Genomic DNA, 22,983 nt, shown 5'->3' with positions numbered 1-22,983 from the left:
TTGCTCCTTAATTCACGCGCGCGCCGGACGCGTCAAAATACAACGGGTTTCGTGGGCTAATTTTGATAGTCTTACCTGCGGGGTAATCTTGATGGACATCGATCAGCGTCACGACCGGATGGCCATTCAAGTCCAGATGAAGTCGGGTTTGGTCACCCAGGTGTTCGGCACGTATCACGCGCGCATCACTGCCTTCGCCTTCAATGATGTTTTCCGGGCGAAGACCAATCTGCGGGCCCTTGTGATCTCCTCCGAACAATTCCGACGGAAGGATATTTATCCGCGGCAGCCCCAATCGACTGGCAACATAAACACTGCACGGGTTTTCATAGATGTCCCTTGGCGTGCCGTACTGAACCAGCCTGCCCTCTTCCAGAACTCCGATATGCGTTGCCATTGTCATGGCCTCAACCTGATCATGGGTCACATACAAAAGCGTGGACCCAAGGTCCGCCTGAATTCTCTTGAGCTCGACGCGCAGATCCGCTCTCAGCTTGGCATCCAGTGAACTGAGCGGCTCGTCCATCAAGAAAATTTGAGGATCCCGCACCAATGCGCGGCCAATCGAAACACGCTGCATCTCTCCGCCGGACAATTCCGTGGCCTTGTTGTCCAGCTTGTGCGGGATTTGCAGGATTTCCGCGACTTCGTTCACCTTCTGCGTGATCTGATCCTCAGGAGTTTTCAGGATCGGCGAACGCAGTGGAAACGACAGATTCTCGCGCACCGTCATATGCGGGTACAGCGAATATTGCTGAAAAACCATCGCCACATCGCGTTGGGCAGGCGTTTCCAGGCCAACATCTCGGCCGGCGATGCGTACCGATCCCGAGTCCATCTTCTCGAGTCCGGAAATCAATCGAAGCGTTGTCGTTTTTCCCGCACCTGTCGGACCCAAAAGCACGACGAAGGCACCATCGGGAATTGTCATCGAGATACCGTCGACGGCTTGAACAGTTCCGAATGACTTCGAGATGTTCTGCAAAATGACTTCAGCCATTGCTCAGCACCTCTTCGTTCAGGGCGGATTTCAGCGCCCGGCCCGTGGAGCGCTCAAAAAGAGTCACCGTTGTCGAACGGAAATCCAATCCCACGGTTTCACCCGGCGCAACCTTTTCACCTGCGCCGATGCGGGCCTTCAACTCACCGTTCGGGCTTTGCAATGTCACGATCTGGGTTGTCCCCAGGTATTCAGCTGCCAGAACTTTGGCCCGATAGTCACTGTCGTCGGACAAAAATACATGTTCCGGCCGGACACCGAAGACCAGTTCCCCTTCCGCCCCCTCCATCAGCTTCGGGACCGCTTCGTCATGGCCGTTCAGCCTGACCCTTTCAGAGCCGGGTGCCACTTTTCCCTGAAACGGCAAGAAGTTCATTGACGGAGATCCTATGAAATCCGCCACAAACATGGTCGCAGGTTTGTCGTAGATTTCTTGCGGCGTTCCGAATTGTTCGATCACTGCGTTATTCATGACAACAATCTTGTCGCCCATCTGCATGGCCTCTAGCTGATCGTGTGTGACGTAAACCGTTGTCGCTCCCATGCGATCGTGAAGCGCGCGCAACTCTTCGGCCATATGCTCGCGAAATTCGGCGTCCAAAGCGCCAAGAGGTTCGTCCATCATGAACGCCTTAGGCTCGCGAACGATCGCCCGCCCAAGTGCAACGCGCTGCCTGTCGCCACCCGAAAGCCCCCCCACCGGGCTTTCCAGAATGTCAGTTATCCCCAAAATCCCGGCGACTTCCTCGACTTTGGCTTTGACGGCTGCACGTGACATGCCTTGTGAAATCAGTGGATAGCTGATGTTCTTGCGAACATTCATGTGCGGATACAGCGCGAACATCTGGAAAACGAACGCTATGTCACGTTCTGAAGGCGGCTTTTGGCTGATTTCCTCACCATCCAGATAGATTTCGCCGGAAGTCGGAAGTTCCAGCCCCGCAATCATCCTGAGCGTTGTCGTCTTTCCACATCCCGACGGCCCAAGCAGCATGAAAAACTCACCATCCTCAATTGTAAAAGAGCTCTCGCGCACAGCAGTGAAATCGCCGAACATCTTCTTTACGTTTTTGACTATGATCTGGGCCATTTCTACTCCGGAAAATGGCTGACGATGATGAACATGACGGTTCCGATCAGCGTGACGATGAAGGAATAGGTGAACGCCCAAAGGACAAAGGGCTGCATCAGCATGAAGACACCCAGTGCGATCAGGATGGTGGCGACCATCTCCCACGGGCCGCGGCGGAGCCGCATCAATCCGGTAAGAAACTCGCTCATTTGCGTACGGCTCCGAATGTGATCCCGCGCAGCAGGTGTTTGCGCATCAGGATGGTGAAAATCATAACAGGGATCAGGAAGATCGTCGCACCGGCCGCAACCGCAGGCCAATCCAGACCGCCAATACCGATGATGGTGGGGATGAACGGGGGCGCTGTCTGCGCGTTGGCCGAAGTCAGCAGCACGGCGAAAGCATATTCATTCCATGCGAAGATCAGGCAGAAGATCGCAGTTGACGCAATGCCTGTGGCGGCTTGCGGCAGCACCACTTTGTAGAAGGCCTGAAACCTCGTGTAGCCATCTATGAGGGCGGCTTCCTCGTACTCTCTTGGAATTTCGTCGATGAAACCCTTCAGCAACCAAACCGCCAGGGAGATATTCACGCCCGTATACAGGAGGATCATTCCCAGATGCGTGTCGCTCAACCCAAGGTTTCTGAACATCAGGAAGATCGGGATGGCGACAGCGACCGGAGGCATCATCCTTGTACTAAGAATGAAGAACAGAAGGTCGTCTTTGAGCGGTACCTTGAACCTGCTGAACGCATAGGCGGCCAGCGTGCCGAGGAAGATACTCAAGAACGTGGAGCCAAATCCGATGATGACCGAATTCATGAAACGCTCGCCGAACTTGGAGGGCCCAACGATCACCATGTCATATTGGCGGACGATCTCATCGGCCCAGTTCTGCGGCGGGTTGGCTTCCAGAAACTCCTGCGTCTGCCTGGTGCGCGTGGTGAAAAGATTGACGTAACCTTCGAGCGTTGGGTCAAAGACCACTTTGGGCGGGTAGCTGATCGCGTCGGCGGGGGATTTGAACCCGGTCAGCAAAATCCACACCAGCGGGATCATCGTGATCAGCGCATAAGTGATGACCAGGATTCCTGCGATCCATTTGGACCGGTTCGAAGGTTCAGTGACGGAAAAGCTACTCATCTCTGTTTCACCTTGTTCAGGGCTTTGACGTAGATCGACGCAAGGCCGAACACGGTGACGAAAAGGATGATCGCATAGGCTGACGCGTAGCCCGTACGCCACTTTTCAAAAGCCTCCCGCTTGAGATTGATCGAAGTGAGTTCCGTAACGGACCCCGGCCCACCGCCGGTCAACTGCACCACCAGATCAAACATTTTGAAGTTCTCGATCCCTCGAAACAGCACCGCCAGCATCAGGAATGGCAGCACCATCGGGATCGTAATCGTAAAGAACTGCCGCAGCTTGCTGGCCCTGTCGATCTCGGCCGCCTCGTAGATGTAATCGGGAATACTGCGCAGCCCGGCCAGGCAGATCAGCATCACAAACGGCGTCCACATCCAAGTGTCGACGATGACGATGGCCCAGGGCGCCAACGTCACAGAACCCAGCATCTCAAAACTTGACGGGTCTTTGCCGGTGAACCACGAAACGATATAGTTGAACAGGCCGATCTGAGGCTGATAGAGAAACTTCCAAAAGTTCCCGACGACAGCAGGGGACAGCATCATTGGCAAGACAATAATCGTGGTCCAAAGGTCATTTCCCTTAAACTTCTTGTTGATTAGCCACGCCAAGGTGAACCCGATCAGAACCTGAAAAAAGATCGTCCAGAAGAGAAAATGCGCCGTCGCCTGCATATTCAACCAGGTGTCGGAATCCGTCAGGATACGCTCGTAATTCCTGAACCCGACATCCTTGACCTCGCGCCCTATCCGATTGGCTTTGTAGTTGGTAAAGCTAAGCTGGATTGTCCAAATCAACGGAAAAATGTTGATTGCAAGCAGCAGGAAGATCGTCGGGGAAATGAATATCCAAGCAATTGCTCGATCGGATAACCCTCTGATTTTGCGCGCAACTCGCGTGGGCGTTGCCTGCGCAACGCGATCTATGGTCCGGTCAGACATTTCTTTGCCAGTTCTTGTCGGTTTGGGACACACGGGTCATGGTGGAGCGGGCTTGAACCCGCTCCTGCCCTGCTTCCGGATTAAAGCTTGCCTTCGTCTTCGAAGACTTCGGTCCAATCCTCGATCAAAAGATCAAGCGCTTCTTGCGCGGTGCCTTGGTCGGCGACAACGTAGTCATGGATACGTTTCTGCATGGCCAACAGCAGTTCCGCATAAGCAGGCTCCTGCCAGAAGTCCTGCACACCTGCCATGGCTTCCAGAAAGTCACCGGCAAAGGGTTGGCTGTCCACGAAGCCGGGGTCTTCCAGCACGGAATTATGTGCTGAATAACCGCCCAGTTCCCACCATTTGGCCTGAACTTCGGGTTGCGCGAACCACTTGATGTACTCAAGCGCGGCATCCTGTTTGTCAGAATAGCTGACGACTGAAATCCCTTGCCCGCCCAACGTTGAACCTGCCTGATTTTGCGGCGGGTTCACGAAGAAGTCGATCTTGTCGCCACCGGTATTGGGATCTGCATAGAGGCCCGGGAAGAAAGCAAACCAATTCATGGCCATGGCGACCTGACCTGACTTAAAGGCGTCCAAGCTTTCACCCATGTAAGAGTTTGTGTACCCCGGAGGTGTCGCTGTTTTGTAGAACTCTTTGTAGAATTCCAGCGCTTCGACGGCTTCGGGTGAATTCACGGCGCCTTCCATGTCATACGAGCCCGGCGTATTTTCATACTTGAACCCCCATGGGTAAAGCGCACTCGTCACACCCATTGTTATCCCTTCCGAACCGCGCTCGGTAAAGATCGCAGCGCCGTACACGGTTTTTCCATCGATCTCGCGACCTTGGAAAAATTGCGCAATCTGCAACAGCTCTTTCTGGGATTCCGGTTCACGCAAATCTTGACCGGTAGCTTCTTTATAGGCGGCTTGGATATCGGGATCTTCGAACCAGTCCTTGCGATAGAACCAACCGTTCGCATCACCCATTGCAGGCAGCGCATAGTAATTTGGCGTGCCCTTTGGCCAAGTCGAATAAGCGTACACAGTTGCCGGCGCGAAATCATCCATACTGATGCCTTCAGCATCAAAGAAGTCATTCAGCTTTACATAGTGACCGTTCTCGGCTCCGCCGCCAATCCATTGGCTGTCCCCGATCAGCAGGTCACAAAGCTTCCCTCCGGAATTCAGCTCATTCAGCATGCGGTCCGCAAAGTTCGGCCAGGGCACAAACTCGAAGTTCATTGTGTGGCCAGACTCGGCCTCGAATTCTTTGGATAGCTCAACCAGCGCGTTGGCCGGGTCCCATGCCGCCCAACACAGTGTCAGGTCTTCAGCATTTGCCTTGGTAGAAAGAGTAGTAGCGGCAAGGACTATTGCGCTGGCAGACGCCAGTTTTGAGTAAGTCATCCATTCCTCCCTTTTTAACGCCGTCAATCGAGGATGTGCGAATCGCGGCATAGTTCCAAGGCTATTTGAGGTACGCACCTCAAGTCTAGAAAATTTTGAGGTTCGTACCTCAAAATGCCCCATGTGACTTTAAATTAATCCCCTATCCTTTGTTTTTACGAAATTTACGGCGCGTCATCTCCTTCTGCATACTTTGCAACAATCCACTGGAAAAACCGCTAGTCTCAAAACAGTTCTTTGAAACTGACCTGCTGGCAGCTTTGGATAGCCAGTTCTCAAAGGCCCTGCATTGCTGGATTTTCGGCTTTCCGCCCCCCGCCCGAACGCGTGGAAATCGATGGACCAGAAGACGCAAGACGAGCCAAATTCGGCTATACACGACGGATCGGAAACCAACGGATGAGCGAACTCACCATTGTCAGAATGAAGCGTTACCCTATCAAGGGTCTGAGTCCGGAGCCGCTGAACACAGTCAACCTGAGCGCGGGTGAGGGTGTACCTGGTGATCGCCTTTTCGGCTTTGCTCGCTACAATTCCGGCTTTGACCCGACTGACCCAAAGCCACTTCCTAAAGACCGCTTTGTTGTTTTGCTGAAAGAAGCTGGGCTTGCGGGTCTCAGGACACGTTTCGACGCAACAACTCAGCAGTTGGAAATTGATGTGGACGGCCGCACCCACTGCTTCAGCATGAGCGAGTCCCAGGGAAAAACGGATGCCGCCAGACTCCTCTACGATACGCTGGAACTACAGGATCCTGAACCGCCTAGATTCGTGTCTTCGCACCCGCATCGTTTCACGGATGTTTCAGTCGTTTCACCGAAGATGATGAATGCGATATCGGTTCTCAACTTAAGCTCTATTGATGCGTTAAGCAGAAAGTTGCGCACAGACATTCACCCGGACAGATTTCGGGCGAATATCGAAATTGACGGATTGCCACCGTTTTCCGAGCTGAGCTCTGTCGGTTCCACCTTTGTGTTTGGCGATGTCAGGCTGCGGATACTCTCGCGGACGAAAAGATGCGCCGCTACCGAGGTGAATCCTGAGACGGCCCTTCGAGACTTGAACATTCCGTTCTTACTTCGAACCCATCTGGGCCATATGGATATGGGGGTTTACGTAGAAGTGCTGGATGGCGGCACCCTCTTTGCTGGCCAAAAAGGAAAATGCCCGCAGGAATAAGTGGCCCAATTGATCTGACACTTACACGTCGCCGGAGTTCTTTTGGCATTCATCGGACGTGATCAGACCAACCTGTGCTCGGAATCACGCAATGCAACTCGCGAAAATTGCGGCATGAATCCAGATCGTCGAATGGAAATGATGCGAAACGGAAAAAAAATGGCGGTGCTGTAAGACAAATTGGAACCAGTCTCTGCTAAGCCAGTACAGCTGCCCTTTTTGCCGCACCAAGTTCGCGCGGCCCGGCAAGAGCGAAGGTGCGTGTTCGCTTGAAGGTATCTCTGCTGGCTAACGATCTTTTATGGGTGAAGTGGTTGTGGACGGAGGAGTGGACTACAGCGAACTTCTGCAAACTTCGCATGCGCCTGAAACGTAGCATGGCGCGTTCGCGTCGTTGAAACGGCAGGTGCGAATTCTCGACACGGTTTTTTTAGGCATCTGCCAGCTTGCTGGTTTTCTGTAGCACCCAAATCTCTGATTGCCGCCACAGATTATCGGGCTGGCCGTTGATCTTAAAAAAAACCTCATCCACATGCCACTTCCATTTTTGAGTACGCCCGCTGCTGCTGGACCCGTTTTCTAAGGATTTCCGTGGCGAACATTGGGCCGAACCAAGTCCACCAGTATCGGACCGTCTCTTGGCTCACATCTATCCTACGCTCATCCATCAGGTCTTCGACATTGTAAAAGGCACAGGAAACCGAAGGTACAATATCACGGCCCGACGAATGATCCTGGGGTTGGCCTAGAATTCCTTGAATGGGCCTGGGTTGGTCACAGGTGGAGGCTTCGAAAGCCCCTACCCGTTTCAACCCGAGTTCTTCTGACAAGACTGTTTTAGATGTTCACCTGTTTTCGCAATTCAGGTCTGCTTTGGGGTTGGTGCAATAATGGTTCAGAGCTTGCGAAGGAAATCATTGCACTCCGGCGAAAAGTATTTGTTTCTTGCGGTCTGCATCCCTTTGACACAAATCGAAATCGCACTCATGCAAAAAGCCCCGAGGGGAAGGCGCAACTAAGAAATGCCCAAAATCATCTCGCCCTGCGACTAGCGCAACCAAAGTTTTCACGCCGTTTTTCTGTTTCATTGAGGGTTTTATGAAACGCAACGCCGCGCCAATGCGTCTGTCGTCTGTGTTATTGGGTCCCGATGCGTGAAAGAGATGCCCGTGATGCATGGATGCCTGCCCTGCACGCAATTCCGCAGCCACTGCATCTTGTTCGTTCACATCGACTGCGATTTCCTGCCCGCGTGATAACAGATTGTTTTTGCTGAAGGTGTCTACGTGAGGCACGATACGGTTTTTATGGCTGCCTGGAACAAACTTCATACACCCGCTTTGCTCAGACGCTTCTGAAATCGCAACCCAACAAGTAACCTCTTCTGCATCATCCAATCCCCAATAGGTCAAGTCCTGGTGCCACGACACGATTTTCGATGATCGCGCCTCTTTTACGAAAAGTGCACCGCTCCAAACCATGAGGTCCGGCCCCAACACCGTTGAAGCAGCCTCAGTCAACTTCGGATGGCGGAGAAGTGCATCGAATGATGGTATCAGCCTGTCCGGATACGAGTATAGAAGCTTGAGTTTCTCTGGGTCATCTCTGAGGATTCGCTCTGCTTTCTCAAAATCATCGCGCAGCGTTTGAACCTCGGATACTGTCAGAATATCCAGCGGAGCCACGAAACCATCTCTTTCATAAGTCTTCGCTATATCAGGAATTCGTTTAACCATTGTTATTATCCGGAAATGTTAACTGCACCTTCATTGATCGGCTTCGATCAGACGCAACCTCGAAAGCAGTGACAGCCTCCCCAACTTCGAAGGAATGCGTCACCAGATGGTCGACGTTTAGTAGTCCGTTTCGCATCATTTCGACAGCGACCGCGAACTCGGAATGGAAACGGAAAGATCCGCGAAGTGCAATCTCTTTTGCAGTCAACGCCTGCATCGGCACTGTCATGTCTCCGCCCAGGCCAAGCTGAACCAAAGTTCCACGCGGGCGCAAGCATGCGACGCCAGAAGCCAGGGCCGATTGAGCCCCGGAACATTCCAGTTGGACGTCAATCTGGCCCTTGTCCTTTTCAAACCGTTCCAACATTTGCGGATCAGTGTAGGTGTTGATGACATCGTCTGCCCCGCATTCACGCGCTATGGCTAGGGTCTGGTCCGAGATATCTGTCGCGACTATTCTGGCCGCCCCAGAACGACGTGCCACCAAGATCGTAAGGCAGCCGATCGGGCCGCATCCGGTGATAAGCACCGTTTTACCCACCAGGCTTCCAGCTTGTTTAACCGCGTGCAAACAAACCGCCAGCGGTTCTGCCATAGCGGCCTGTGCAGGGCTCAACCCGTCTGCCGGAACACATTGACTGGCTTTCGCCACGAGTTTGCTCCGAAAAGCGCCTTGGATATGCGGGAACGGCATTGCGCTGCCATAGAACTTCATATCAAGACAGTGGTTTTGCTGCCCGTTCAGACAATAGTAGCAGGCTTGGCAGGGGCGGGATGGAGAAACTGCAACCAATTGACCTAGGTTCAGCCCCTGCACACTTGACCCGAATTCTACGATTTCGCCGGCGACTTCGTGTCCAAGCACCATCGGTTGAAGCAGCTTGATGGCGCCGAAGCCACCGTGGTTGTAATAATGCAGGTCAGAGCCGCAAATCCCACCCACGCGCAATGCAATTAAAACTTCGTCTTGTCCCAGGTCGCGTACATCCCGGTTTTCCAACCTCAGATCTTTCGCAGCATGGATAACAACAGCAACACTGGCCGAAGACATTGCGCAGACTCCCTATACACATCGCCAAAAGATACGGATAGTCGGTGCCGACAACCAAGGGATTTTTGCATGACGCTTGAAATGTTCAGCCTAAATGGAACTCGGGCGCTGATAACAGGCTCTAGCCAAGGCATTGGATTTGCGTTGGCTCGTGGCTTGGCTGCTGCCGGTGCGCAGGTCGTTTTGAACGGGCGCGACACCACAAAACTGGCGGCAGCAGCCTCCGAACTAAGTGAAACAGGCGCCTCGGTACGGGAGCTTTCGTTCGATGCGACCGATCATGAAGGCGTCCGATCTGCTGTGGACGACTTTGAAGAAAAGGTTGGCCCGATAGACATCCTGATAAACAACGCCGGAATGCAACACAGGACGGAGTTACAGGATTTCCCAGCTGATGCCTTTGAACGCCTACTACAAACAAATGTGGCTTCCGTCTTTAATGTCGGTCAGGCAGTGGCACGACACATGATTGAAAGAAAGTCTGGCAAGATCATTAACATTGCGTCGGTTCAATCCGCATTGGCAAGACCGGGTATTGCGCCTTACACGGCGACAAAAGGTGCCGTGACCAACCTTACAAAAGGAATGGCAACTGATTGGGCCAAGTATGGTCTGAACTGCAATGCCATTGCGCCCGGATATTTCGATACACCTTTGAACGCCGCCTTGGTTGCCGACCCAGCGTTTAGTGCATGGCTCGAGAAGCGCACTCCGGCCGGTCGCTGGGGAAATGTAGAAGAACTTGTCGGTGCCGCCATATTCCTTGCGTCCCCTGCATCCAGTTTCGTCAATGGACATACTCTCTATGTCGATGGTGGAATAACGGCGTCACTTTAATTTGTGGCTTTCAATCCTCTGCTAAATGTGACTGACCGTAGATATCGTTTACCGCGCCGACGCCAAAGCAATCACCACAACAACAATCAAGGAAGCCGCCATCGCAAAGTTGATCCTTCGATGCGATCTTTGGCTTATATCAAGGCTGCCCAGCTTTGCGCCAGCACCCAGCCAGATCATGTGCACTGGCACCCATATCATATTGAAAACAAGGATTTTTATGACGACCTCCCAAACGGGCGCATCGGGCAAAAAGGCAAACCCTGAAAACAATGCTGTGCTGACCACGTAAGCCTTGGGATTAATGAACTGAAGTGTCAGCCCATTCGCAAAACCAAGTGGCGAAACCGCTGGAGAAAACCCGACCTTTGAGCCAGCGCTGGCAATTCGCCAAGCCAGAAATACCAAATACCCGACTGAGGCGCATAGCAGCAAAGTTCTGAGCGCCGGTATAGCCAAAGCTACCGCAGCGACTCCAGAGACAACCAACATCATGTTGATAAACCCGCCCAGCATCAAACCAGCCACGAAGGCGAGCCCAGCTCGAAAACCAAATGCTGATCCAATACCCGCAGTTGTTAGAACGCCTGGGCCCGGCGTAATCAGCAGAAAGAAAACCGCGACAGCAAACTCAAACACTCTTCAGATTGGCCTTTTACAGATCTCTGCATTCTGGCACAGCTGTGATCACCGATCCGTCCTTAAGGTGTTGCAGAAGATTGTCGACGGTTAGGTCACCCATAGCTGCACGCGTCTCAATAGTCGCGCTACCAGCGTGAGGGAGCAGAACGACATTGGACATATCGCGCAACGCTTTTGGAACACGCGGTTCGTCCTCGAAAACATCAAGCCCCGCCCACCCAAGCTCGCCGTTTTGCAATGCGTTGATAAGGGCAGTTTCGTCGACGACCGAACCTCGGCTAACGTTTATCAGAGTGCCGCCCGCCCCCAACGCGCGAAGCACCTCAGCGTTGACCAGCCTATTGGTCGACGGACCGCCGGGCGTGATGCATATGAGGACGTCAACATGTTCTGCCATTTCAACCAAATTGTCGAAATAGCGGTACGGGACATCCTTTTGATTGCGGGTATGATAAGAGATTTCGGGGGCCCACGGCTCTAACTTATCAACGATCGCCTGACCAATGCGACCAAGACCAAGAATGCCTATCTTTTGATTGTCTGCTGATCGGGTCAAAGGGGCATTGCCTTCAACTTCCCACCGTCCGGACCGAACGTAATTGTCGTCACGTAGAAGCTCTCGGTAACATGACAGCAATAGCAGAACGGCGGTGGTTGCGACTTCTTTGTTCAAAACATCGGGTGTGTGCGTCACAACAATTCCACGCTCAGCCGCAGCATTTGCGTCGACAGCGTCGTAACCGACTCCATAGACGCTGATCATCTTCAGATTGCTGAGTGATGTCATCAGGTCATGCGGAACACCATCGTGCCCGTTCGTTACGATATGCGTAATACTATCCGCGTTGAAATCGTCCAATTGATGAATGTCGAACGCTGCGGACAGGCGTTCTCGCATCCGTTCAGTGATCCCGCCGATTTGCAATAAGTCAGTCATCTTGGCCGACCGTTTGCCGCTGAACACCAAGCCCATCGATGCGAAGCTCCATGACGTCGCCTTTTTTCAGGTAAACTGGTTCCGGTTTGATTCCCATTCCGACGCCGGGCGGTGTTCCAGTTGAAATGACGTCACCGGGGTACAGTGTGAAAAGTTGGCTTAGATGCTCAATGATCTCGGCAACGGAAAAGATCATCGTAGAAGTATTCCCGGTTTGCATGCGCTGACCGTTTACATCCAGTGACATACCAAGGCTTTGAGGATCCGGCACCTCATCCCGGGTCACCAACCAAGGACCTGTCGGGCCAAATGTGTCGCAAGACTTGCCTTTGGTCCATTGACCGGTCAGTTGAGTTTGAAAATGCCGTTCTGACACGTCGTTTACGATGCAATAGCCGGCAACGTATTCGAGCGCGTCGGCCTTGGACACGTATTTGGCCATTTTGCCAATGACGACGCCCAGTTCGCATTCCCAGTCGGTGTGAGTAGATCCGCGCGGCATGACAACATCATCATAGGCACCAATGACGGCTGAGTTTGCCTTGAAAAAAAGTATCGGATGCTCTGGAATATCTGCGCCGGTTTCTGCGGCATGGTCCGAGTAATTCAAACCGATGCAAAGAAATTTTCCGATGCCACCGACACACGGTGCGATACGAGGATCTCCCTCGACAATTGGCAGGTTATTCGGATCCAATGAGCGCAGATTATCAAGCGTTCCGTCATCCAGAACATCGCCCGTAACATCATTGATGTGGGCGGACAAATCCCGCAATTGACCCTGGGAATCGACCAAAGCAGGCTTTTCCGAGCCCTCGGCTCCGTAACGAACAAGTTTCATTTCTGTTCCTTTTAGTGATTGTCGCGTGGCATGAAGTCTCGCGCGATATCGCGGTAGTTTTCGGCACCCTTGAGCGTCATACCGCGATCCAACCGATCTACTTTTTCGCGGAATATTTCCTGCCATGGGGATTGATTGGGCGGCATTGTATACCCACCCTTTGCCTCCAGATCGCGGGCGCGTTCATGCAGTTCTTCAAGCGAAACCAGCATATCTGCTGTGCCTTTGCCAAGATCGATGCGCAGTCGGTCGCCAGTTCGCACCAAGGCCAACCCACCGCCCTCTGCAGCTTCTGGTGAAGCATTCAGGATAGACGGGCTTCCTGAGGTGCCGGATTGCCGGCCATCACCGATGCAAGGAAGGGCTTCGATTCCCTGTTTCAACAAATACGCAGGCGGACGCATGTTCACGACCTCTGCGGCACCCGGGTACCCTTTTGGTCCTGCTCCGCGCATAATCAGAATACAGTTTGCATCGATTTTTTCGGCGGGATCATCGATCCGATGGTGAAAATCCTCGGGCCCGTCAAACACAACCGCCCTGCCCTCAAATGCATTAGGATCATCCGGGTTCGACAAGTAGGTCTCTAGAAATGCCTGCGAGATCACAGATGTCTTCATAATCGCACTCTCGAACAAGTTGCCCGAGAGATTGATGAACCCCGCCTGTCGCTTAACCGGGCTACTGACAGGCTTGATTACGTCGCTATTCTGAGACCGGCGCGTCGAGCAATTTTTGCCTATCGTCTTACCGTTCACCGTTATCGCATCGGGATGCGGCAGCAATCCAGCATGAAGAAGCTCTCCGACAACGGCGGGAACACCCCCGGCCTGTTGGTAATCTTCGCCCAGATATTTACCCGCAGGCTGCATGTTAACCAACAGAGGAACGTCGTGGCCAAGCTTCTGCCAATCATCGTTGTTTAATGGAACACCAAGATGCCGAGCGATCGCATTCAGGTGGATCGGCGCATTCGTCGATCCACCGATCGCCGAGTTTATGACAATCGCATTCTCAAAAGCCTGACGTGTCATCACATCACTGGGGCGTAAATCCTCCCAGACCATGTCCACAATGCGTTTACCCGTTTCATAACTGATTTGACCGCGCTCTCTGTACGGGGCTGGTATGGCTGCTGATCCTGGCAATTGCATACCCAAGGCTTCAGCAAGCGAATTCATGGTCGTTGCTGTTCCCATCGTATTGCAATAACCCACCGAAGGTGCCGCGGCGGCTGCGATCTCCATGAAGTCATCGGTGTCGATTTCATCAGCCGCAAGGTCTTCGCGCGCTTTCCAAATAACCGTTCCTGATCCGGCGCGCTCACCTTTCCACCAGCCGTTGAGCATTGGGCCGACCGACAGGGCAATCGCTGGGATGTTGACGGTCGCAGCGGCCATAAGAAGTGCGGGCGTGGTCTTGTCGCAACCAATGTTCAGAACAACGCCATCAATCGGATACCCGAATAGACTCTCAACCAGGGACAGATAAGCCAGATTGCGGTCGAGAGAGGCCGTTGGCCGTTTACCGGTCTCTTGTATCGGGTGGACCGGTATTTCGATGCACGTTCCCCCGGCGGCGATGATCCCGTCGCGAACGCGTTTGGACAACTCGATATGATGCCGGTTGCAGGGGCTCAAATCACTCCCGGTCTGAGCAATCCCAATGATCGGCTTGCCTGATTGCAGTTCTGCGCGGGTCAATCCGTAATTCAGGTATCTCTCAAGATACAATGCCGTCATCTCAAGGTTCTCAGAATTCATGAACCACTTGCGAGATCGCAGATCATTTTTTGATATTTTAGTCATTGGCCTGACCATCCCCCATCAATTATGTGCGTGTGTCCCGTGGTGAATGCACTTTCATCGCTCGCCAAATAGACGACCAATGCAGCAATCTCTTCTGCCTTCGCTACACGCCCCATGGGCTGACGCGCCACAAATTGTGCAAGGGCTTCTTCTCTGCTGCCCAGTTGCTCGCCCAACGCATCTACGCGGTCACGCCAACTGGGACTGTCGACTGTTCCCGGACAAATGCAATTGCACCGAATTCCTCGTGTTATGAAGTCCACGGCTACCGATTTCGTCAGCCCAACAACGGCAGCCTTAGTCGTTCCATATACAAAACGATTTGGCGCACCGATTATGGAACCCAGTGCAGAAGACATGTTGATAATCGAGCCTCCTCCGCGCTCTAGCATCCCCGGCAATACAGCCTTTGTCGTGCGCACCATTGAGCGCACATTCAGGTCCATGGCGAAGTCCCATTCTTCGTCGGTTGCATCCAGAATAGTTCCGTGATGCACGAACCCGGCGCAGTTGAACAAAACATCCGGCTTCGCTCGCGCGACCCCATCATGAATACTGTCATTATTTGTCACATCCATCTCGAAAATTTCGAGATTTTCGAGATTCCGATCGCGAATCAAATTTAGTTTTTCAGGGTTAATATCAGTCGCATAGACTTTCGCACCCTCTCTTGCCATCGCAATTGCGCTTGCAAGTCCGATCCCTTGTGCGGCGGCTGTAACCAGCACGTTTTTTCCCTTAAGTCTCTCTGACATATATATTTTCCGACCCTAGAAGTGGCGACTGGACACGTGTTTCTTCGTCCCACAGATCAACCGAGAAGCAAAGAAACCTTGGTGGATTTGCAACGACTTCTGGCATGTGGGCCCAGAGCCGTTAGCGTATGACAGAGATTTTGGTTTGGCCATAACCATGCGTGGCGCACCTTCGGAAGGACAGAGGATTATGAGCAAGCAGTTCAAAGTAGCTCTATTGGGAACCGGCTTGATGGGCGCTCCTATGGCGAGGAATATTTTGCGCGCCGAAATTCCGCTAACTGTATGGAACCGCAGCTTGGATAAGGCAAAACCGTTGACGGCGGAAGGCGCGACATTGGCGGAAACTGCCCCGCTGGCGGTTTCGGGTGCAGACGTAATTGTAACGATGCTGTCGGACGGATACGCGACCGGCGCGCTACTTTCTGACGAGGCTTTCCGCAAACAACTCAAACCCGGAATGATCTGGATTGATATGTCCAGCGCCAAACCCGAACACGCCCGAGAACAATCCGCGCAATTGTCTTCGATGGGGTTGCAGCATCTGGATGCCCCGGTTTCCGGCGGCACCAAAGGTGCCGAAGCTGCCACGCTTGCGATCATGGTCGGTGGTGATCAGGACGTTATGGAGCGCGTGCGACCGGTTCTGTCAGCAATGGGCCGCCCTGTGCATGTAGGCCCAAGTGGTTCTGGTCAATTGTGCAAATTGGCCAATCAGACGATTGTCGCTGTGACTATATCGGCTGTCGCCGAAGCGACTTTACTGGCGCAGCGAGGCGGGGCACACCCTGCCGCGTTGAGGACCGCACTGAAGGGGGGATTTGCTGATAGCATTATCTTGCAACAACATGGCGAACGCATGTCTGACGGAAATTTTGTACCCGGAGGTTTGTCCAAGTTTCAGTTGAAGGATTTGGACAACACGCTGGAGGAAGCGCGAAGCCTTGGCGTTGAGCTACCTAGCACCCAATCTGTGCGCGACCGTTTCGAATATCTGATAGACGAAATGGATGGGGCCGAACTGGATCATTCAGCTTTGTATCTGGAACTCAAAAAACGGAACGGATTGTTATGACGCGGATCCTTGTCATAGGCGGTGGAGGAATGCTGGGTCAGAAACTGGCCCATCGCATTTCGACCCATGAAACTTTTGGAGCGGATGCCCAAGTTTCACTGTTCGATCTCTCGTTCCCACCCGATAGTGCGGCTAGTAATCAAATTGTAGGGGACTTGACCGCGTCAGGCATGGCTAAGTCTTTTGCTGCGCAGCGACCGGATGTCATTTTCCATCTTGCAGCGATCGTTTCTGGCCAAGCCGAGACAGACTTTGCGTTGGGCTGGGATGTAAACCTTATGGCGACGTGGGCACTGCTGAACGCACTTAAGGATGAACACGAGGCATCAGGAAGGGAATACACTCCTCGCCTGGTTTTCGCCTCATCCATAGCGGTGTTCGGGTCACCGTTCCCTGAAAAGATAACCGATGAGTTCCTTTCGGCACCTTTGACCAGTTACGGAGTGCAGAAAGCGGCGTCTGAACTGATGATCACGGATTTCAGCAGGAAAGGATACATCGACGGTATTTCCTTGCGCTTACCCACATTGTGTGTGCGCCCGTGCAAGGCCAACGCTGCCGCTTCGTCCTTCTTTTCAGGTATAATCCGCGAGCCATTGAATGGGGATGAGGCTGTCTTGCCAGTTGCCGAAACTGTTCGACACTGGCACGCTAGCCCCCGCGCCGCTGCGACTTTTTTGACCCACGCCGCAACATTGGACACGCAGCTTTTGAATGACCGACGCGCCTTGAACATGCCAGGTGTCAGTTGCACCGTCGCCGAACAAATCGAAGCTCTGCGCAATGTCGCCGGTCAAGACGCAGTTGGCCTAATCAGGCGAAAACCAGACAAGGCAATTGAAGGAATTGTCAAGAATTGGCCGCGCGACTTTCAAACAGATCGCGCTCTGAAGCTGGGGTTTGAGGCGGAATCAAGTTTTGATGATATCATTCAGGTCTATTTGGAAGACGATTTTCGGCCTTAGTCGCCCATCGTCTTTCCGGTTAGATGGCGTTTCAGATGATTGTGGATTTTCTCCCGTGTTAACTGCTCATCCCCCGACAATGCCGCTTCAAGTATATCTGCATGATGCCTTATGTTCTGAGAAATGAACTCAAAGTTCCGGTCTGCCACCATCAACTGCTGTCTGAATTGCGCGTAAATCCGGCTATGCAATTGTTTTAAGGTTTCCGAGCCACAGGCAGAAATAAGCGTCTGGTGAAACTCCTTCTCCGAGGCAAACCAGATCTCGACAAGGTCGCTTGGGTCGTCCGTGGCGTGAATGCGTTTTTCGATATGGCTGAGTTTGTGATGTGCAGCCGTCAATCTTGCTTCCCAATCCACCCCGCCATTTCGGATCGACATTGCGGTGCCTTCGGCCTCCAACAGAACACGGACATGCGTCAATTCGATAAGCTTCTGCGGTGAACGCTTTGGTACGCGGAAACCTTTTTGTTCCTGAAAGTCCACCAAACCAACAGCGGCCAAACGAAAAAGGACTTCACGAACCGCACTTGCGGAACAGCCATACACTTTACGTAGTTCTTCGGCCCGCACCTTGGCTCCATGCTCGAATCCATTAGAGATCAGGCGCATCTTAAGGTCTTGATAAATATCTATTTCTTCGTTCATCCCGGCATGCACCTTAAAGTTATGTCCAAGTAGCGTCCTAACCTTATTTTCGAATTATCGCAAGAATCTCGAAATTTTTAGAAATTTCAATTTTTTCTTGTTGCATTCGATTCGTCGGCTTAACGTTTACCTGCGTGACAGCAAAGGAGGCGGCAAGATCTTCCACACCCGCAACGCACAACGTCTGGGAGGACAATATGAAAATAGTCAAGACAGCGGCCGTGGCGGCCGTAGCCACGACAATGGCAGCCGGTTTCGCAATGGCTGAAACAACGAAGCTTAGAATTCAAACCCATTTTTCGCCCGAAACTCTGTCTGGCCAGATGGCTGCAAAATTCGTTGAAGACATTCAGGAAATGTCGAACGGCGAAATCGAAGTTGAAATGTTCTATTCCTCTTCGGTGGTCAAATCGGTTGAAACCTTCGATGCCGCAGCTACGGGAATTCTGGATTGCGACATGACGGGCGGCGGCTATCAGACCGGGAAAAACCCGGCCTTCCAGTTTGCGGGTGACCTGCTCGGCGGATATCAGAACCCATACCAGCAAATGGCTTGGCTTCTTCATGGCGGCGGAAGAGAAGCTGTAAACGATCTATACAACGGCTACGACATGGAGTTCATCGGATGGTGGATTCCCGGGCCGGAGTCGCTTTCTTCGACTAAGCCGATTGCAAAAGTGGAAGACTTCAAGGATTGGAAATTCCGCTCGCCTCCGGGCCTTGCAACCAAAGTGTTCGCGGAACTTGGGGCTTCTCCGATCGTGATGGACTTCAACGAAATCTTTACGGCTTTGGAAACCGGCATCATTGATGGTGCGGATGCTGCGAACCTGACTAACAACGTGGGCCTCGGTCTGTACGAGATCGCAGGTCATACAAACTATCCCGGTTTCCACTCGATGCCCGCAGATCATCTGGCCTGTCGCAAAGACGTCTGGGAAGCGATGCCTGCGCACCACAAGAAGATCATGGAAGTCGCAATGGATAGCCTGGCATTGCACAATGCGACAATCAATGAAGTGCAGAACGCTCAGACTGCAAAAGACCTGAAGGCAAAAGGTGTTCAGTTGTACGAATGGTCGCCTGAAGACCTGGCAGCGTATCGCGCGGCCGTTCAGGTTGGTTGGACTGAATTCGCAACGACTCCTGAGGCACAGGCGCTTTTGGAAAGCCACATCAACTTCCTGCGTGACCTGGGCGCAATGCAGTAATCAGGCTTCGACCGAATTAGGACACTCGGAAAGGCCGCATCAGCGGCCTCTCCGCATCTGCGCCAGGATTCAGAACTTCATGAAAATTACCAGAATTATAAGTCATGTACTGCAGTACGACATGCCGGAAGTTCTGGGCTACTCGCAACAGTATTATGACAGGCGCACAACCCATCTGGTCGAGATTCAGACAGATGAAGGGGTAACCGGTTGGGGCGAGTGCTTTGGTCCCGGAAACGTAGCCATAGCCAACAAGTCCATCGTCGAAAAGGTCATCCAACCAATGGTCCTCGGCTTGGACCCCTTGGACAAAGACGTGATCTGGCACAAGGTGTACAACCTTTTGCGAGACCATGGCCAAGGCGGAATGCCAATACAGGCTTTGTCCGGGGTGGACATCGCACTTTGGGACATCACCGGAAAAATCTCTGGCCTCCCCCTCCATAAACTTGTCGGGGGCGCGCATCGCACAAGCGTTCCTTGCTACGGCTACGGCATGATGCTCCGGGATGAACCGATTTCTCATCTGGCCAGCCGTTTTGAGGATGAAGCCGCAAAGATCAAGGCAATGGGATTTACCGCCACCAAAATGAAAACGGGCTTTGGCCCGAAGCCTGATGTGAAGCTGTGCGAAGCAGTTCGACGCGGAGTTGGTGACGACTTTCCTTTTATGGTCGATGCGAACCATGCCTATACGACTTCGGACGCGTTTTTTGTCGGTCGGGCGCTGGAAGAGCTGGACGCATATTGGTTCGAAGAACCGGTCGCGCCAGAAGACATTGACGGGTACCGCGAACTGCGCACCTCGCTTAAAGTCAGCATCTCGGGCGGAGAGGCGGTATTCAATCGCTGGGCCTGGCGCAGTCTTCTTGAAAATCGCGGCATTGATATAGCGCAGCCAGAAGTATGCGCTTTGGGCGGTGTTTCAGAGTATCTCAGGGTACTGGCCCTATGCCACGCACATTTCACTCCGGTCGTTAATCACGTCTGGGGCAGCGCCATCGCCGTCGCAACTAATCTGCACCTACTGGCGGCCATGCCATCAATTCCAGGCGGTTTGCATCCATGGGAGCCGATGCTTGAGTTCGACACAACGGACAACAAGTTTCGGGACGATCTGCTGACCGTACCGTTGGAAATTCAAAATCAGGTCAAGGCCAATAACGGCCGTGTCATGATCCCGACTGGCCCCGGACTGGGTGTCGAGCCGGATCGAGACTTTATCGATCACTACAGGATCGAAGGATAGGGACGAGGGTTACGCGATGCACAAGAATTCAGGCGGACCAATTGAATGGCTCATACCGTTGGCCTTCGTCGCGACTGCCAGTTGGCTTGTTTGGCATCTTCCAGCATTCCTGTTGGATTGGCTGCCTTACACCTCTGAATCCCTCAAAAGTCAGGTAACGGAAATATATCTACGCAGCGACGTCACGCCCGAGTTGCCTGGTGTGTTCGGGGGGTTTGTCGACATCATCGACGTGGCTGCGCTCGTCCTTCTGCCGTTTCTTGCAGTGATTGGTACAAAGACCGTGCGCCCGGCGACGATGGAGTTCGAAGGCTCGACGGTTATGGATCGTTTCGCCCTGTTCATCGGCCGAGTTACGATGATGATGATCGCAATCATGACTGTCGTCATGCTCTACGAAGTCTTCATGCGCTATATCCTTGAGAAGCCGACCGAGTGGGCCAACGAAATGACACTGTGGTTCGCCAGCTTTGTGTTTTTGATGTCTGGCTACTATGCCATGCAGCAACGCAGTCACATACGAATATTCCTGCTTTACGACGCAGTTCCACGTTGGCTTCAGCGCGTTTTTGACACGGTTTCAACAATACTGATCGTCCTGTTTGCCTTCTTTCTGGTCTACGGCAGTTACAAACAGGTGTTCGTCAACAAGCTCTATAAATGGGAGCTTTACGGCTCCGCCTTCAATCCTCCGATCCCGGCGACGTTGCAGCCGATGGTACTGATCGTGATTACGCTCGTCGCAATGCAGGCAATTTTGAACTTGGTCGCGGATTGGAACAAAGAACCGGAAATCCACACAGATGAACCGGACGAGGACGAAATTGAAATGATCAAACGGGCGGTGGGACAAGACTGATGGATATTGGAACAATCTCACTCATCCTGATGGTCGCCCTGATCATTCTCCTGGCGATCGGGATGCCCCTGGGTCTAGCCTCGGCTTCGCTTGCGGTTCTGGTTCTTGTCCTGAAGTTCGAACCGACACTCCTTTTGAACCCGTTTTCATTCGGCGACGGGATTCTCACCGGGCGGCCAGGCACTGGGCCGCTCTACATCCTGGCGCAAAAAATATACGGGCTCTTAACGGACTACGTGCTTATATCCGTGCCATTGTTTATCTTCATGGCGTCGCTGCTAGAGCGGTCCGGGATCGCGCGCGACATGTATTCGTCGCTGAATGTCTGGCTGTCCAGAACAAGGGGCGGTATCGCGATCGTGACTTCGATCATGGCAGTGATCATGGCGGCCATGTCCGGCATCATCGGCGGTGAGGTTGTCCTGCTGGGCCTGATCGCCCTGCCCCAGATGCTGCGCCTCGGCTATGATCAGAACCTCGCAATCGGCGTCATCTGCGCCTCGGGGTCGCTGGGTACCATGATCCCGCCCTCGATCGTTCTGATCATCTATGGGCTGATCACCGAAACCTCGATCAAGTCGCTGTTCACCGCGTCTTTCATTCCCGGCTTCATGCTGGCCTCGATGATCATCCTGTACATCATCATTCGCACGCGGCTGAATCCTCACCACGCGCCGCTGCCGGAACCGGACCCGAGCGACCCCGAACCGGCTGAAAAGCGCAAACTGTTTGCGGCCTTCATGAGCATCGTCGTCGCCGGATTTTCTACCGTTCTGTTTATCCGGGCTGCGTTTTTCGAGCTTTCCGGCTCGAACGCTGCCAGCCAGGGCGAGCCCGCACGGCTGGGTACGGCTGACTACCTGCCCTGGTTTGCCGGCATCACGATCATCGCCCTTCTGCTGATCTTCTTTGTCTTTGGGAGACAGCGCGCAAAAATCGGCTGGGAAATGGGCAAAGGTCTCGTCGCGCCGCTGGTCGTCATCGGCGTCGTGCTCGGCTCGATCTATGGCGGGATCACGGGCATCACCGAGGCTGCAGGCATGGGTGCCTTCGCTGTTCTGATCATCGCCATTCTGCGGGGCGAAGGATCATTCGAGCTGGTTTGGGACAGCTTGATGCGGACGCTCAAATCCACAGGCACCATCATATGGGTCACCATCGGGGCCGCCGCGCTGGCGGGTGCCTACACCATTGCCGGCGGACCTCAATACGTGGCCGACCTGATCGTCGGGCAAGACCTGCCGACCATGCTGGTCATTCTGGTAATGATGCTGATCCTACTGTTCATGGGCGCGTTCATGGATTGGGTCGGCATCGTGCTGTTAATCATTCCGGTCTTTCTGCCGATCGTCCTGCGCCTTCCTATCGAGGAAATCGGTCTCATTGGCGAGTTGCAACCGAGTCATGTCGCGATCTGGTTTGGCGTCGTGTTCTGTATGAACATGCAGGTCAGCTTCCTGTCCCCCCCGTTCGGCCCGGCTGCGTTCTATCTGAAATCTGTGGCTCCGCCGCATATCAGCCTGACGGATATCTTCCGCGGCTTCCTGCCATTCATCGGGATCCAGTTGCTGGCACTTTCCGTTCTTCTGATCTGGCCGGGCATCATCGCGCTGCTTTTGTGAGGTTGC

General features: G+C 53.2%; 22 protein-coding genes and 1 pseudogene. 8 read left to right on the top strand and 15 right to left on the bottom strand.

Annotated elements, in window-relative coordinates; genetic code table 11:
* Positions 1–7: 7 nt before the first annotated feature.
* The 6 genes from GS612_RS04445 to GS612_RS04420 all read right to left on the bottom strand — a co-directional run bounded on the left by GS612_RS04445 (position 8) and on the right by GS612_RS04420 (position 5,560).
* Entirely contained in the window at positions 8–1,000 is a 993-nt protein-coding gene (locus GS612_RS04445; protein ID WP_171115168.1) for an ABC transporter ATP-binding protein, read from the bottom strand.
* Positions 993–2,090 carry an ABC transporter ATP-binding protein gene (locus GS612_RS04440; RefSeq protein ID WP_152458515.1) on the bottom strand — a complete coding sequence of 366 codons (1,098 nt, stop codon included), beginning with the start codon at positions 2,088–2,090 and terminating at the stop codon, positions 993–995. Before GS612_RS04440 ends, GS612_RS04445 begins: the two co-directional genes overlap by 8 nt.
* 2 nt (positions 2,091–2,092) lie before the next feature.
* A complete protein-coding gene (locus GS612_RS04435) occupies positions 2,093–2,281 on the bottom strand; it encodes a hypothetical protein (RefSeq protein WP_058274732.1) in 189 nt (62 codons plus the stop codon).
* Positions 2,278–3,216 (bottom strand): carbohydrate ABC transporter permease, encoded by a 939-nt coding sequence (locus GS612_RS04430; RefSeq protein WP_152458516.1) that lies wholly within the window; start codon positions 3,214–3,216, stop codon positions 2,278–2,280. The genes GS612_RS04435 and GS612_RS04430 overlap by 4 nt, the downstream gene beginning before the upstream one ends.
* The gene (locus GS612_RS04425) at positions 3,213–4,160 is read right to left on the bottom strand and encodes a carbohydrate ABC transporter permease (protein ID WP_171115163.1); all 948 of its coding nucleotides are present in this window, start codon (positions 4,158–4,160) and stop codon (positions 3,213–3,215) included. Before GS612_RS04425 ends, GS612_RS04430 begins: the two co-directional genes overlap by 4 nt.
* Positions 4,161–4,240: 80 nt before the next feature.
* Positions 4,241–5,560 carry an ABC transporter substrate-binding protein gene (locus GS612_RS04420; RefSeq protein WP_152458518.1) on the bottom strand — a complete coding sequence of 440 codons (1,320 nt, stop codon included), beginning with the start codon at positions 5,558–5,560 and terminating at the stop codon, positions 4,241–4,243.
* 399 nt (positions 5,561–5,959) lie between these two features.
* Between GS612_RS04420 and GS612_RS04415 the strand changes: the two genes are divergently transcribed.
* Positions 5,960–6,742 carry an MOSC domain-containing protein gene (locus GS612_RS04415; protein WP_171639199.1) on the top strand — a complete coding sequence of 261 codons (783 nt, stop codon included), beginning with the start codon at positions 5,960–5,962 and terminating at the stop codon, positions 6,740–6,742.
* Positions 6,743–6,938: 196 nt separating this feature from the next.
* Here GS612_RS04415 and GS612_RS20495 read toward each other — a convergent pair.
* The 3 genes and pseudogenes from GS612_RS20495 to GS612_RS04405 form a co-directional block, all read right to left on the bottom strand.
* Positions 6,939–7,475: pseudogene (locus GS612_RS20495) on the bottom strand (DDE-type integrase/transposase/recombinase).
* 181 nt (positions 7,476–7,656) lie between these two features.
* Positions 7,657–8,478, bottom strand: coding sequence for a phytanoyl-CoA dioxygenase family protein (locus GS612_RS04410; RefSeq protein WP_171639198.1), 822 nt, complete (start codon positions 8,476–8,478; stop codon positions 7,657–7,659).
* On the bottom strand, positions 8,471–9,529 hold the full coding sequence (locus tag GS612_RS04405; RefSeq protein ID WP_171639197.1) for an L-idonate 5-dehydrogenase: 1,059 nt from the start codon (positions 9,527–9,529) through the stop codon (positions 8,471–8,473). Before GS612_RS04405 ends, GS612_RS04410 begins: the two co-directional genes overlap by 8 nt.
* A gap of 69 nt (positions 9,530–9,598) precedes the next feature.
* On the opposite strand from GS612_RS04405, the gene GS612_RS04400 reads away from it, so the two are divergent.
* Positions 9,599–10,366, top strand: coding sequence for an SDR family oxidoreductase (locus GS612_RS04400; RefSeq protein WP_171639196.1), 768 nt, complete (start codon positions 9,599–9,601; stop codon positions 10,364–10,366).
* Between the two features lie 48 nt (positions 10,367–10,414).
* Here the strand turns inward: GS612_RS04400 and GS612_RS04395 are convergent, their stop codons facing one another.
* The 5 genes from GS612_RS04395 to GS612_RS04375 are packed head-to-tail and all read right to left on the bottom strand — an operon-like array spanning position 10,415 to position 15,349.
* Complete coding sequence (locus tag GS612_RS04395; RefSeq protein WP_171639195.1) at positions 10,415–11,005, bottom strand: LysE family transporter; 591 nt, start codon at positions 11,003–11,005, stop codon at positions 10,415–10,417.
* Between the two features lie 16 nt (positions 11,006–11,021).
* Complete coding sequence (locus tag GS612_RS04390) at positions 11,022–11,981, bottom strand: 2-hydroxyacid dehydrogenase (RefSeq protein ID WP_253286097.1); 960 nt, start codon at positions 11,979–11,981, stop codon at positions 11,022–11,024.
* Positions 11,938–12,786, bottom strand: coding sequence for a fumarylacetoacetate hydrolase family protein (locus tag GS612_RS04385; protein WP_171639194.1), 849 nt, complete (start codon positions 12,784–12,786; stop codon positions 11,938–11,940). Before GS612_RS04385 ends, GS612_RS04390 begins: the two co-directional genes overlap by 44 nt.
* A gap of 11 nt (positions 12,787–12,797) precedes the next feature.
* Entirely contained in the window at positions 12,798–14,594 is a 1,797-nt protein-coding gene (locus tag GS612_RS04380) for an IlvD/Edd family dehydratase (RefSeq protein ID WP_171639193.1), read from the bottom strand.
* Complete coding sequence (locus tag GS612_RS04375) at positions 14,591–15,349, bottom strand: SDR family oxidoreductase (protein ID WP_171231344.1); 759 nt, start codon at positions 15,347–15,349, stop codon at positions 14,591–14,593. The genes GS612_RS04380 and GS612_RS04375 overlap by 4 nt, the downstream gene beginning before the upstream one ends.
* A 106-nt stretch (positions 15,350–15,455) precedes the next feature.
* Here GS612_RS04375 and GS612_RS04370 point away from each other — a divergent pair, with 106 nt between their 5' ends.
* Positions 15,456–16,424 (top strand): NAD(P)-dependent oxidoreductase, encoded by a 969-nt coding sequence (locus GS612_RS04370; RefSeq protein WP_371809285.1) that lies wholly within the window; start codon positions 15,456–15,458, stop codon positions 16,422–16,424.
* The gene (denD, locus tag GS612_RS04365) at positions 16,421–17,389 is read left to right on the top strand and encodes a D-erythronate dehydrogenase (RefSeq protein WP_171639191.1); all 969 of its coding nucleotides are present in this window, start codon (positions 16,421–16,423) and stop codon (positions 17,387–17,389) included. The genes GS612_RS04370 and denD overlap by 4 nt, the downstream gene beginning before the upstream one ends.
* Here the strand turns inward: denD and GS612_RS04360 are convergent.
* Positions 17,386–18,036: a GntR family transcriptional regulator gene (locus GS612_RS04360; RefSeq protein ID WP_171231342.1), complete on the bottom strand. Its 651-nt coding sequence runs from the start codon at positions 18,034–18,036 to the stop codon at positions 17,386–17,388. The two genes, denD and GS612_RS04360, sit on opposite strands and share 4 nt — an antisense overlap.
* Positions 18,037–18,233: 197 nt before the next feature.
* Here GS612_RS04360 and GS612_RS04355 point away from each other — a divergent pair, with 197 nt between their 5' ends.
* The 4 genes from GS612_RS04355 (at position 18,234) to GS612_RS04340 (ending at position 22,977) form a co-directional block, all read left to right on the top strand.
* Complete coding sequence (locus tag GS612_RS04355; RefSeq protein ID WP_152458529.1) at positions 18,234–19,247, top strand: TRAP transporter substrate-binding protein; 1,014 nt, start codon at positions 18,234–18,236, stop codon at positions 19,245–19,247.
* A gap of 79 nt (positions 19,248–19,326) precedes the next feature.
* Positions 19,327–20,496 (top strand): mandelate racemase/muconate lactonizing enzyme family protein, encoded by a 1,170-nt coding sequence (locus tag GS612_RS04350; protein WP_171639190.1) that lies wholly within the window; start codon positions 19,327–19,329, stop codon positions 20,494–20,496.
* Between the two features lie 58 nt (positions 20,497–20,554).
* Complete coding sequence (locus GS612_RS04345) at positions 20,555–21,355, top strand: TRAP transporter small permease subunit (protein WP_253286096.1); 801 nt, start codon at positions 20,555–20,557, stop codon at positions 21,353–21,355.
* Positions 21,355–22,977 carry a TRAP transporter large permease subunit gene (locus tag GS612_RS04340; protein WP_171227998.1) on the top strand — a complete coding sequence of 541 codons (1,623 nt, stop codon included), beginning with the start codon at positions 21,355–21,357 and terminating at the stop codon, positions 22,975–22,977. Before GS612_RS04345 ends, GS612_RS04340 begins: the two co-directional genes overlap by 1 nt.
* The last annotated feature ends 6 nt before the right edge of the window (positions 22,978–22,983 follow it).

The organism is Ruegeria sp. HKCCD6157 (assembly GCF_013110685.1).
Classification (GTDB): Bacteria; Pseudomonadota; Alphaproteobacteria; order Rhodobacterales; family Rhodobacteraceae; genus Ruegeria.
This window is presented reverse-complemented; position numbering and strand designations above follow the sequence as displayed.

What these genes read in the sequence shown, in the direction of transcription:
- GS612_RS04440 (WP_152458515.1), bottom strand. Translation starts at nt 2,090, where the DNA reads ATGGCCCAGATCATAGTCAAAAACGTAAAGAAGATGTTCGGCGATTTC.
- GS612_RS04385 (WP_171639194.1), bottom strand. Translation starts at nt 12,786, where the DNA reads ATGAAACTTGTTCGTTACGGAGCCGAGGGCTCGGAAAAGCCTGCTTTG.
- GS612_RS04380 (WP_171639193.1), bottom strand. Translation starts at nt 14,594, where the DNA reads ATGACTAAAATATCAAAAAATGATCTGCGATCTCGCAAGTGGTTCATG.
- GS612_RS04415 (WP_171639199.1), top strand. Translation starts at nt 5,960, where the DNA reads ATGAGCGAACTCACCATTGTCAGAATGAAGCGTTACCCTATCAAGGGT.
- GS612_RS04445 (WP_171115168.1), bottom strand. Translation starts at nt 1,000, where the DNA reads ATGGCTGAAGTCATTTTGCAGAACATCTCGAAGTCATTCGGAACTGTT.
- GS612_RS04340 (WP_171227998.1), top strand. Translation starts at nt 21,355, where the DNA reads ATGGATATTGGAACAATCTCACTCATCCTGATGGTCGCCCTGATCATT.
- GS612_RS04425 (WP_171115163.1), bottom strand. Translation starts at nt 4,160, where the DNA reads ATGTCTGACCGGACCATAGATCGCGTTGCGCAGGCAACGCCCACGCGA.
- GS612_RS04430 (WP_152458516.1), bottom strand. Translation starts at nt 3,216, where the DNA reads ATGAGTAGCTTTTCCGTCACTGAACCTTCGAACCGGTCCAAATGGATC.
- GS612_RS04375 (WP_171231344.1), bottom strand. Translation starts at nt 15,349, where the DNA reads ATGTCAGAGAGACTTAAGGGAAAAAACGTGCTGGTTACAGCCGCCGCA.
- GS612_RS04355 (WP_152458529.1), top strand. Translation starts at nt 18,234, where the DNA reads ATGAAAATAGTCAAGACAGCGGCCGTGGCGGCCGTAGCCACGACAATG.
- GS612_RS04360 (WP_171231342.1), bottom strand. Translation starts at nt 18,036, where the DNA reads ATGAACGAAGAAATAGATATTTATCAAGACCTTAAGATGCGCCTGATC.
- GS612_RS04420 (WP_152458518.1), bottom strand. Translation starts at nt 5,560, where the DNA reads ATGACTTACTCAAAACTGGCGTCTGCCAGCGCAATAGTCCTTGCCGCT.
- GS612_RS04410 (WP_171639198.1), bottom strand. Translation starts at nt 8,478, where the DNA reads ATGGTTAAACGAATTCCTGATATAGCGAAGACTTATGAAAGAGATGGT.
- GS612_RS04405 (WP_171639197.1), bottom strand. Translation starts at nt 9,529, where the DNA reads ATGTCTTCGGCCAGTGTTGCTGTTGTTATCCATGCTGCGAAAGATCTG.
- GS612_RS04390 (WP_253286097.1), bottom strand. Translation starts at nt 11,981, where the DNA reads ATGGGCTTGGTGTTCAGCGGCAAACGGTCGGCCAAGATGACTGACTTA.
- GS612_RS04350 (WP_171639190.1), top strand. Translation starts at nt 19,327, where the DNA reads ATGAAAATTACCAGAATTATAAGTCATGTACTGCAGTACGACATGCCG.
- denD (WP_171639191.1), top strand. Translation starts at nt 16,421, where the DNA reads ATGACGCGGATCCTTGTCATAGGCGGTGGAGGAATGCTGGGTCAGAAA.
- GS612_RS04400 (WP_171639196.1), top strand. Translation starts at nt 9,599, where the DNA reads ATGACGCTTGAAATGTTCAGCCTAAATGGAACTCGGGCGCTGATAACA.
- GS612_RS04435 (WP_058274732.1), bottom strand. Translation starts at nt 2,281, where the DNA reads ATGAGCGAGTTTCTTACCGGATTGATGCGGCTCCGCCGCGGCCCGTGG.